The sequence below is a fragment of the Propioniciclava sp. genome (assembly GCF_036744435.1).
Lineage (GTDB): Bacteria > Actinomycetota > Actinomycetes > Propionibacteriales > Propionibacteriaceae > Propioniciclava.
On the sequence record NZ_DAIOIA010000008.1, the window covers coordinates 37236 to 47492 of the forward strand.

Genomic DNA, 10257 nt, shown 5'->3' on the forward strand with positions numbered 1-10257 from the left:
CGCCGAGGACTCAGCCTGCGGTCGCCGAGGACTCAGCCTGCGGTCGCCGAGGACTGAGGTTGCGGTCGCCGAGGACTGGGGTTCAGGCCGTCGAGGACCGGGACGCGCGATGCGCGAGCCCTCGGTCAGTCCCACACGGGCGCGGACGCGCTCATCCCCGCCGAGACGACGTGCCACCCTGTGGGGGTGCCCACTCGTGATCGTCTCCTCGCCGTCCTCGTCGCCGTCCTGTGGGGCCTCAACTTCATCGCCATCGACCTCGGCATGGCCGACCTGCCGCCGCTGATGTTCCTGGCAGTCCGGTTCGTGTTCGTGGTGTTCCCCGCGATCCTGTTCGTGCCACGACCGGACGCCCCACCGCGTACCGTCCTGCTGGTCGGCCTCGCCATGAGCCTGGGCCAGTTCAGCCTGCTCTACCTGGCGATCGCGATGGGAATGCCCGCAGGGTTGGCGTCCCTGGTCCTGCAGGCCCAGGTGCTGTTCACCGTGCTGCTGGCTTGGTTCGGGCTCCGCGAACGGCCCCGACGCGAGCAACTCGTCGGAGTTCTGCTGGGCACCGTCGGGTTGTGCCTCATCGCGGTCGCGCACGGCGTCAGCGCACCCATCGTTCCGCTGCTGGTGACCGTCGCCGCGGCAGGGTCCTGGGCGATCGGCAACGTGCTGGTCCGACACGCGAAGGTGACCTCGGGCCTGTCGATGGTGGTGTGGTCGGGGTTAGTGGTGCCCATCCCCGCCCTGGCGCTCAGCCTCCTCATCGATGGCCCGGCAGCCGTAGCGGACGGCTTCGCCAGCTTCGGCTGGGCGTCCATTCTGGGCACCGCCTACACCGTGATCGCCGCATCCCTGGTCGGCTACACGATCTACAACGGACTGCTGGCTCGGCATCCCGCGACGTCGGTGGTTCCCTACATCCTGCTCGTGCCCGTCGTCGGGATCGCGTCCGCGTGGCTGGTGCTGCACGAGGTGCCGTCGGTCGGCGAACTCGTCGGGGCGGCGATCATGCTGCTCGGCGTCGGGGTCGCCAGCGGTGCATTCGCTCTGCGGACGCGGGCGCGGCGCGGCCCGGTGGAGCCCGACGCGGGCTGACCGCCCCGCGTCCCCGCCCGGACGCCGCCCGCTGCTCCTGCCAGAATGTCGTCATGGGTGAGGTGCGCGAGATCTTGACGTGGGAGCGATTCGGGGAGGCTGCGCGTGAACTCGCCCAGCAGATCGTCGATTCGGGGTATGAGCCGGACGTGATGCTGTCCATCACGCGCGGCGGGTTGCTGCCCGCGGGCGCGATCGCGTACGCGCTGGACCAGAAGAACATTCACATCATCAACGTCGAGTTCTACACCGGCGTCGACGAACGTCTGCCTGCACCCGTGTTCCTGCCGCCGTTGCCCGCCACGAACTATCTGGACGGCCGCAGCGTCCTGATCATCGACGACGTCGCGGACACCGGCGAGACGCTGCGGCTGGTGCGTGACTTCTGCGACGAGCACACCAGCGAGTCGCGCACGGCCGTGCTGTACGAGAAGCCGCGCTCGGTGATCGCCTGTGACTACGTGTGGAAGCGCACCGACGAGTGGATCGCCTTCCCGTGGTCGAGCCTTCCGCCGTTGAAGAACACCACCCGCCTGGACAACTGAGGCCGCTCTCCGGGTTGACGCACTGCGAAGCCCGTGGTCGGGCAGCGCACGGTTGCGCGTTTCGTCCCCGGGCGTTCGGTCAGCCGTGGCGGCCCCTCACCCGAGTCCTCGACACGCAGAACCTCAGTCCTCGGCGAGGTCAGGCTCAGTCCTCGGCGGGTCAGGGGAGGCGGACGAGCGTGGTGATGTCGTCGACGGGGAGGTCGGGATCGCGGACGGCCGTCACGCGCATGCCGGTGAAGTTCATCCCGCCCGCGTTCACCGTCATGAACGCCGTGTCGGCGGCGTCGCGGCCGGTCGCGATCCGCACCATCGCCTGGCGGGGCGCCAGGTTGGTGGCGTCCAGCAGGTACCAGGCGTCGTCCAGCCGGGCCTCGACGACCGCGTGGAAGTCCATCGGTTCCAGGCCGGGGGCGTACACCGACACCAGCCGTGCCGGGACGCCGCGCGAACGCAGCAGCGCCGTCACCAGGTGCGCATAGTCGCGGCACACGCCCGCCCGCTCCAGGTAGATCTTCACCGCGCCGTCGGTCGGGCCGCTGGAGCCACTCACATAGGTGAGGTGCTGACCTACCCAGGAGCTCACCGCATCGAGGAGGTTCTTCCCGTCCAGACCGTCGAAGCCGGCCGCCGCCACGTGCGCGAGCGCGTCCGACTCGGCGTATCGGCTGGGACGCAGATAGGTGATCCGTTCAAGCGGATCGGCGGCGACCTGCTCCGTCGAGACCGGCCCCGGGCTGTGTCCGTCCGGGACGGACGCCCGATAGTCGACGACCAGCGACCCCGGGGCAACGTCGCGCAGGACGTGCAGCCGCGTCCCGTGCGGGGCGGTGACCTCCACCACCTCCAGCGGGACGCCGTCGAGGGTCACCTGGAGCGTCTCCTCGACGCCTCCGTAGGCGACCGCGACGCTGAGGACGATCTCGGCCACGGCGGTGACCTCGGCCTCCAGATGCGAGGAGACATGGGTGAGGGGCTGGGACATGGGGGACCTCTCCGAACGGGCGACGAGCGAACGGGGGGTGGGTCAGTCCTCGACGCGGTGCACGTCGACGCTCACGGTCAGCGAGCTCGTCGTCCCCTCGGTGAAGATGACCCCCTTGAGCGGGGTGACGTCACGATAGTCCCGCCCCCAGGCGGTGGTGACGTAGCGTCCATCGGCGACGCAGTCGTTGGTGGGATCCAGGTCCAGCCAGGTGCCGTCGGGCAGGCCCACGGACGCCCATGCGTGGGTCGCGTCCGCCCCGCGGAGCTTCGGACGCCCGGGCGGCGGCTGCGTTTCCAGGTAGCCGCTGACGTAGCGGGCGGGTAGTCCGACGGCCCGCAGGCAGCCGATGGCCAGGTGCGCGAAGTCCTGGCACACGCCTGCCTTCAGTTCGAGCAGTTCCGCCAGCGACGTCCTCACGTTGGTGACCCCGCTGGCGTAGGTGAAGTCGGTGTAGATGCCCGTGATCAGCCGATCCAGCGACACACCCAAGGGCGCATCGGGCGGGAGCGCGGCCAGGGCGCGTTCCCGCAGCCCGCCGGTGGCCCGGATGAGCGCCGAGGGCAGCAGGTAGGCGGCCCCCAGCGTCGGGTCGCCCGGCGGCGGCACGGCGGCCGCCTCGGCGACGGTCCAGCGGTCGAGCGCGCTCAGGTCGGGCGTGACGGCGTCCACCTGCACGAGGCTGGTCTTGGCGACCTCCAGGCGGCGGTGCGGCTGCTGGATCTCCACGTAGTGGCTGGCGTTTCCGAACAGGTCTGTGTGCTCGCTGAGCAGGCCGGGTTCGGGCGATACCCGGATGCGATGCTCGAGGACGCGTTGGGTGCCGGTGTCGCGGGGACGCAGACAGGCCCGTCCGTAGCTGGCCCGCACGTCGGAGGTGTAGTCGTAGGCGGTCACATGCTCCACCTCGTAGCGGCGCCGCTCGAAATGCTGCGGGTCGAGGGGTTTCATCGCCGCTCCTCGAAGCTGTGCTGCGGGGCCCGATGCGGGAAGCAGGCCGCCTCGACGCTCCCGGACACCGTCCGTAGTTGCGCCTCCAGTTCCTCCAGGAAGGACGCCAATGCGTCCGGGGCCAGGGCGAGCGCGGTGGCGTCCGCCCCGGCGAGCCCCAGTGTCGGGACGCGCAGCGCGGCCAGGGGCTCCGGCGAGGGCGCGTGCCGCAGGTCGTCGTGGAGCCGGTCGAGCTGGTAGGCCACCGAGCGCGGGTTGGTCTCGTCCAGCAGGAGCAGCTCCAGCGCCGTCGCGAGCGGGGTGCGGCTCCGGCCGCCCTCCGCGCGGCGCCTCCGGTACGACAGCAGGCTCTCCCGGGCCCGCAGGGTCGCCTCCCGCACCAGCGAGGCACCCCGGGTCGACGCGGCGGGCAACGTCCGGCGCAGCACCCGCACCGTTTCCTGGGCGCGCTCAACGCGGCGGCCGGCGTCGTGGAACGCCCAGCTGGCATCCCGCACGAGCCCCTCCGCGCTCATCCCCGACAGCGCCAGGCATGCCTCGATGACCGCGGCGAGGACCCCGGGCAGGTCCTCGTCGGTCGCGTTGCCCGGCACCAGCGTGCGCTGCAGGCGGCTGAGCACCAGCCAGGCGTCCAACGACAGCAGTTCGCGGACGCGCGATGCCGCTTGGTTGGCGCGCGCCGCCGAGAACCGGACGCTGCCGTGGCGTCCCGGCTCGAACACCAGGTCGCGCAGGTGCCGGACCGGGTCGTCGCCGACCGGGGCAACGGCCGTGTCCGGACCGTGCGTGCGGCCCCGGTAGCGCTGCACGGACGTCACCGCGTCGACCGCACCGAGCATCGCCACCATGGCGGTGTGGCCGATGGTCCCCGGCCGGGTGAGGTGGTCCTCGACCAGGTCGTCGGCGACCAGCAGAAGCCGGGCCGTCGACTCGGCCCGCTCCACGTAGCGCCCGAACCAGTACAGGTCCTCGGCGGCTCGCGGGGGCAACGGCACCGGGCCCACGGTCGCCGCGGCGACCTCGATGCGGTCCCGGTCGCGCTTCCCGGCGGGGGCCTCGGCGCGATCGGCGTCCCCGTCCAGGACCCAGACGTCCTTGGCGACGGCGTCGGCGAGCGAGGGGACGCGGCGGGCGTCGTCCTGGGCCGCGAACCGGGCCAGCCCGCCAGGCATCACGGTGGCGCCATTCACCCCGGTGAGGGTGAAGGTGCGCAGCAGTCCCGCCCGGGCGGCCGTGCCGGGCGTCCCGACGAGTTCCACGTCCCAGGGAGGCAGGACCTCCTGGGCGCACCACGCCCACGGCTCCGACTCGACGCGGGCCCACAGCGCGGCGCGCTCGTCGCGGGTCAGCTCGGCGGTGAACACCCGACCGCGACCGGGGAGCGACGCCAGGGGGGCGAGCACGATGTCATCGAGGTGGTCGGCGGCGTGTCGGCGTCCGGCGTCCTCGCCGCACCACCAGGTGCGGGCCGACGGCAGCAGCAGGTCCTCATCCAGGAGGGCACGGGAGATCGCGGGCAGGAAGGCGCCGAGCGCCGGGTTCTCCAGCACCCCCGCCCCCACCGGGTTCACCACGCGGACGTTCCCGCGCCGGGTGGCCTCCACGAGGCCGGGAATGCCTGCGTCCGAGCCGGGAGCCAGGTCCAGCGGGTCGGCGCGGCGAGCGTCCACCCGCCGCACCAGGACGTCGACGGGCTCGTCACGGCCGGTGGTGGTGAGCCACAGCCGACCCCCGCGCAGGGCCAGGTCGTCGGCGACGACCACAGGGAACCCGAGCAGGGTCGCGGCGAACATCTCGTCGAACGCGGCCTCTTCCTCCTCCGGTGAGCGCAGCATGACGACGCGGGGGGCCTCCGACGCGGTGGCCCCCAGTTCGAGCAGCCCCGAGCGGAGGGCGTCGAAGTAGCCGCGCAGCCGGCGCAACGGCGTCGCCCGGTGCACGGGAGCCAGCGCGCGGGCGATCACGCGGCGGATCGCCATCGCGTAGCCGGCACCCAACGGACGCTGGGTGCGGTCGGCCAGGACCCGCCACTGCCCGTCGGCGTCCTTGCCGAGGTCGGCGGCGGTGGTCAGGAGCGCGCCCCGGGTGGGGATCCCGGCCGCCGCCGCGAAGAACCCGGGATGCCCGACGACGATCTGCGGCGGCACCAGGCCCCGCGTGACGAGTGCGCGGGGGCCGTACAGGTCGGCCAGGACGAGATCCAGGAGCGTCGCCCGCTGCGCCAACGCCCGTTCCAGTCCCGCCCATTCGACGGCGCCGAGGATCAGCGGGCCGGGATCGACGCGCAGCGGACGCAGGCGGCCGTCGGCGTCCGACCCGGCGACGATCCCGTCACCCTCGATCATCCCGGCGACGGCCGACACGCGCTGACGGAGTTCACCCGGGGTCAGACCGGGCACGGAGGCTGCGGCGTTCATCGGCCCCGAGCCTAGGGGCTCGACACCAGGTGGAACCGAATCGAAACACGTCGGAAACGGTCACCGGATAGTTTCGGCCCCATGAGCCCCTGGTTCGACGGCTACCCCCTCCGCCCGGACTCGTTCGACGAAGTGTTCTTCGCGGACGGGTCGCCCCGCCCCGCCGCCGCGGGCGTCGTCGAGGCCCTCGGCCAGCTCGATCCGGCCGAGCTGAGGACGCGGGTGGAGTTCCTGCGCCGCACCTACGTGGATCAGGGCGTCACCTTCGACCTGGGCGGACGCGAGACGCCGTTTCCGCTCGACATCGTCCCGCGGCTCGTGCAGGCCGCCGAGTGGGCGGTCGTCGAGGCGGGCGTCAAGCAGCGTGTGCTGGCGCTGGAACGCTTCCTCGACGATGTGTACGGCGAGGGCCGCGTGTTCACCGATGGCGTCATGCCTCGCAAGGTCGTCACCACCTCCCACCATTTCCACCGGGCCGCGCACGGCATCACCCCGCCCAACGGCGTCCGCGTCCACGTCGCCGGGGTCGACCTGATCCGCGATCCCCAGGGCGACTTCCGCGTCCTGGAGGACAACGTGCGGGTGCCCTCCGGCGTCTCCTACGTCATCTCCAACCGTCGCGCCTTGTCAGCAGCGCTTCCCGAGGTCGCGGCCCTGCATCAGCTCCGCTCCGTGCAGGAGTATCCGCTGCGGCTGCGGGCCGCGCTGACGGCGTGTGCGCCCCGCGGGGTGGCCGACCCCAACGTGGTCGTCCTGACCCCGGGCGTGTTCAACTCCGCCTACTACGAGCACGCCTTGCTGGCGCGGATGATGGGCTGCGAACTCGTCGAGGGCCGCGACCTGGTGTGTCAGAACGGCTACGTGTCCGTGCGCACCACCCAGGGGCTGCGTCCGGTGCACGTCATCTACCGCCGCGTCGACGACGAGTTCCTCGACCCGGCCACCTTCCGCTCGGATTCGCTCCTGGGCGTCGCCGGGCTGATGAACGCGGCGCGCCGCGGCAACGTCACCCTCGCGAACGCCGTCGGCAACGGCGTCGCCGACGACAAACTCGTCTACACCTACGTGCCCGACCTGATCCGGTACTACCTGGGTGAGGAGCCGGTCATCCGGGGCGTCGACACGTGGCGGCTCGAAGAGGACGCCCACCGCGAAGAGGTCCTCGACCGGATGGACGAACTGGTTATCAAGCCCGTCGACGGGTCCGGCGGCAAGGGCATCGTGATCGGGCCCGCCGCGTCCCCGCAGGAGATCGCGGCGCTGCGTGCCCGGATCGAGGTCGACCCGCGCGGCTGGATCGCCCAGCCGGTGGTGCAACTGTCGACGGTGCCGACGATGATCAACGACAAGCTCGTCCCTCGCCACGTGGACCTGCGTCCGTTCGCGGTCAATGACGGCAGCGGGGTCTGGGTGCTTCCCGGAGGCCTGACCCGGGTTGCCCTTCCGGAGGGTGAGCTGATCGTGAACTCCAGTCAGGGCGGCGGGTCGAAGGACACCTGGGTGCTGGCCGACACGTCGGAGTACCCCCACGAGGAGATCCCCGAGGCGAGCATCCATCCGGTCGCGATGGCGATGCAGCGGCGCGAGGACGTCCGCATCCGGCCGCCGCAGTCCCAGCAGGAGCAACAGCAACAGGCCGCCGTGGCGGCGCGGGAGGGGGTGGCGACGTGCTGAGCCGGATCGCGGAATCGCTGTACTGGATCGGCCGATACGTGGAACGGGCCGAGGACACCTCCCGCATCCTCGACGTGTACCTGCAGTTGCTGGTCGAGGATCCATCCGTGGACACGCAGCTCTCCACCGCCACCCTGTACGCCGTCCTGGGCATGGAGCCGCCCAGCGGGCCGGTCACCTCCGACGAGGTGCTGCGCACCTTCCAGTACCACCCGACCGCCCCCTGCTCGGTCCTGGCCTCCCTCGGCGGAGGACGCGAGTCCGCACGGCGGGCCCGCGAAACCGTCCCCCCGGAGATGTGGGAGAGCCTCAACACCACCTGGAACGCCGTGCGTGCCGACGAACTGCGACGACGGCGTCCGCTCGCCGCCCTGGCGTTCGTCCGAGATCGCTGCGTCCTGATCTCGGGGATCGCCGACACGACGATGAGTCACGACGACGGCTGGCAGTTCCTGCAGCTGGGGCGCCAACTGGAGCGGGTCGACATGATCGCCCGGCTGCTGCTGTGGGTGTCGGCGAACCGGCGTTCGGTGAGCGCCTGGAACAACGCGCTGCGGGCCAGCGGGGCGCTCCACGCCTACCGGCGCACCCACGGGGCGGCGACGCTGGGCCACGACGCCGCCGAGTTCCTGCTGTTGGATCGGTTGTTCCCCCGGTCCGTCGTCCACTCGCTGAGCATGGCCGAAGAGGCGCTCACCGAACTGGAGCCGGGTTCGCGACGCAGCGGGTTCCCCAGCGAAGGCCTGCGGCTGCTGGGCCGGGCGCGAGCCGAGCTGGAGTATCAAAGCTTGTCGGAGGTGCTGTCGGAGTTGCCCGAACGGCTGAGACAGTTGCAGCAGGTGTGCGTCGATGTCGACGCGGCCATCGCGCACCGCTACTTCGTCGGGGCGGCGACGCCGGTGTGGAGCGGGGGTGTGGCATGACGTCCTCGACGCTGCGGGTGGTCCACTCGACCGGGTACCGCTACGACGGTGGGGCGACGTCCTCGTTCAACGAAGTGCGGATGACGCCCCTGTCCGACGGCAGCCAGGTCGTGCTGCACACCCGACTCGACGTCAGCCCGACCGCCTGGACGCATGCGTACACCGACTACTGGGGCACAGCCGTCACCAGTTTCGAGGTGCATGAGTTGCACGATCAGTTGCGGGTGGTGTCGACGAGCACCGTGGACGTCAATCGCGGTAGCGACGGGGACCGGTCGGCGTCCTGGGCGACGCTGCGCACCCCGCAGTTGCTCAGCGACTTCGCCGAGTTCCTCGAGTGCCGCCGCCTGGTGGCGCCCCATCCGGATCTCGCCGCGACGATGGCGGACCTCGCCGGCCGAGCCGCCACGCCGGAGGTTCTGGTGGCGTCCGCACGGGCGCTCATCGCCGAGCGGATCGCGTACGTTCCGGGCGTGACGAGCGTCTCCACGACGGCCGATGAGGTGTGGAGCAAGGGCGCCGGCGTGTGTCAGGACCTCTCCCACCTGACCATCGGCGCGCTGCGCGTCGCCGGGGTACCGGCCCGCTACGTGTCCGGCTACCTGATGACGGATGAGGGCCAGGGCATCGACGAGCCGGTGACCGGCCAGTCCCACGCGTGGATCGAATACTGGGCGGGCAGTTGGGTGCCGCTGGATCCGACCAACTCGGGCATCGTGCGCAACGATCACGTCGTCGTCGGCCGCGGCCGCGACTACTCCGACGTCCCGCCCATGCGCGGCATCTTCACCGGAGGTCCGGCGGTGGGCATGTACGTCGAGGTCTCCATGACCCGGATGCGCTGACCGATCGCCACGCCCAGGATCCGAGGAGCACAGCATGGATGACCGGACGCGGGGGCTGCAACGGCTGAGCGCGGCACGCACGACGTTCGACCTCGTGGACGCCCTCTGGGACTTGCGCGACAGCGCCCACGACTCGCCGCAGAAGTGGAGCACCTTCAGCCCCGAGGAGTTCCTCCAGGGGATGACCGCCCACCTGGACGACCTGCCCGACGTCGACGCCGACACGATCTCGGTCGCAGACCTGGCGGCGGCCTTGGTGCGGTCACTCACACCCCGGACCGACCCCGCCGAGGACTGAGGCTACGCCCGCCGAGGACTGAGGTTGGGTCCGCCGAGGACTCGGGTTGGTCCGCCGAGGACTGAGCCTCCCGTCGCCGAGGACCGTGGAGCGGCCCAACCACGTGCGGGTTCGCGCGCCTCGAAGGGCGCACACGTCAGAGCCCGGCGTCCCTGGTCTTCTACGCTGTGGACATGGCGATTTCACGGGATGTGCTCATCGAGATTCTGGCGCAGGCAGACCCTGTCGGGTTGGTTGCTGCGGGGGGCCCGCGGGATGAGTACGCATCGGAAGCCGACGAAATCCTCGGGCTGCAGGGCGTCCCGCAACTCACCGAGATCACCGGGGTGTTCGCTGTCTCGTTCAGCGATCCGGGGGCCTGCCCACGTGAGACGGCACGCTGGATCGTCGAGGAGATGCAACGCCACGGTCATCACGACTGAACCGAGCGTCCCGGGCCCGTCGTCCTGGGTTCTGGGGCGGCGGAGCGCCAGATCAACGGCCCCCACCATGCAGCCCGTCAGTCCTCGACGATCTCAGCCTCAGTCGTCGGC

10 protein-coding genes are annotated in these 10257 nt (G+C 71.3%); 7 read left to right on the top strand and 3 right to left on the bottom strand.

Translation table 11 applies throughout. The features are described 5' to 3' along the window. Window positions 1-186: 186 nt before the first annotated feature. Window positions 187-1086, top strand: coding sequence for an EamA family transporter (locus V7E09_RS02155; protein ID WP_324522955.1), 900 nt, complete (start codon window positions 187-189; stop codon window positions 1084-1086). Window positions 1087-1139: 53 nt separating this feature from the next. Further along, window positions 1140-1631 (top strand): phosphoribosyltransferase, encoded by a 492-nt coding sequence (locus V7E09_RS02160; protein ID WP_324522956.1) that lies wholly within the window; start codon window positions 1140-1142, stop codon window positions 1629-1631. Between the two features lie 160 nt (window positions 1632-1791). Here the strand turns inward: V7E09_RS02160 and V7E09_RS02165 are convergent, their stop codons facing one another. From V7E09_RS02165 to V7E09_RS02175, 3 genes are read right to left on the bottom strand one after another with little or no spacing between them, the layout of a single operon-like run. After that, on the bottom strand, window positions 1792-2616 hold the full coding sequence (locus V7E09_RS02165) for a transglutaminase-like domain-containing protein (protein ID WP_324510997.1): 825 nt from the start codon (window positions 2614-2616) through the stop codon (window positions 1792-1794). Between the two features lie 42 nt (window positions 2617-2658). After that, window positions 2659-3567, bottom strand: a complete 909-nt coding sequence (locus tag V7E09_RS02170) for a transglutaminase family protein (protein WP_324510998.1) — start codon at window positions 3565-3567, stop codon at window positions 2659-2661. Next, window positions 3564-5984 carry a circularly permuted type 2 ATP-grasp protein gene (locus V7E09_RS02175; RefSeq protein WP_324510999.1) on the bottom strand — a complete coding sequence of 807 codons (2421 nt, stop codon included), beginning with the start codon at window positions 5982-5984 and terminating at the stop codon, window positions 3564-3566. The genes V7E09_RS02170 and V7E09_RS02175 overlap by 4 nt, the downstream gene beginning before the upstream one ends. Window positions 5985-6065: 81 nt before the next feature. Here V7E09_RS02175 and V7E09_RS02180 point away from each other — a divergent pair, with 81 nt between their 5' ends. From V7E09_RS02180 to V7E09_RS02200, 5 genes are all read left to right on the top strand, one after another. After that, on the top strand, window positions 6066-7658 hold the full coding sequence (locus tag V7E09_RS02180; protein ID WP_324511000.1) for a circularly permuted type 2 ATP-grasp protein: 1593 nt from the start codon (window positions 6066-6068) through the stop codon (window positions 7656-7658). Continuing rightward, window positions 7652-8581: an alpha-E domain-containing protein gene (locus V7E09_RS02185; RefSeq protein ID WP_324511001.1), complete on the top strand. Its 930-nt coding sequence runs from the start codon at window positions 7652-7654 to the stop codon at window positions 8579-8581. Before V7E09_RS02180 ends, V7E09_RS02185 begins: the two co-directional genes overlap by 7 nt. Next, window positions 8578-9426 carry a transglutaminase family protein gene (locus tag V7E09_RS02190; RefSeq protein WP_324511002.1) on the top strand — a complete coding sequence of 283 codons (849 nt, stop codon included), beginning with the start codon at window positions 8578-8580 and terminating at the stop codon, window positions 9424-9426. The genes V7E09_RS02185 and V7E09_RS02190 overlap by 4 nt, the downstream gene beginning before the upstream one ends. A gap of 34 nt (window positions 9427-9460) precedes the next feature. Further along, window positions 9461-9724, top strand: a complete 264-nt coding sequence (locus tag V7E09_RS02195) for a hypothetical protein (protein ID WP_324511003.1) — start codon at window positions 9461-9463, stop codon at window positions 9722-9724. Window positions 9725-9897: 173 nt separating this feature from the next. Continuing rightward, the gene (locus tag V7E09_RS02200; protein WP_324511004.1) at window positions 9898-10146 is read left to right on the top strand and encodes a hypothetical protein; all 249 of its coding nucleotides are present in this window, start codon (window positions 9898-9900) and stop codon (window positions 10144-10146) included. Window positions 10147-10257 lie beyond the last annotated feature (111 nt).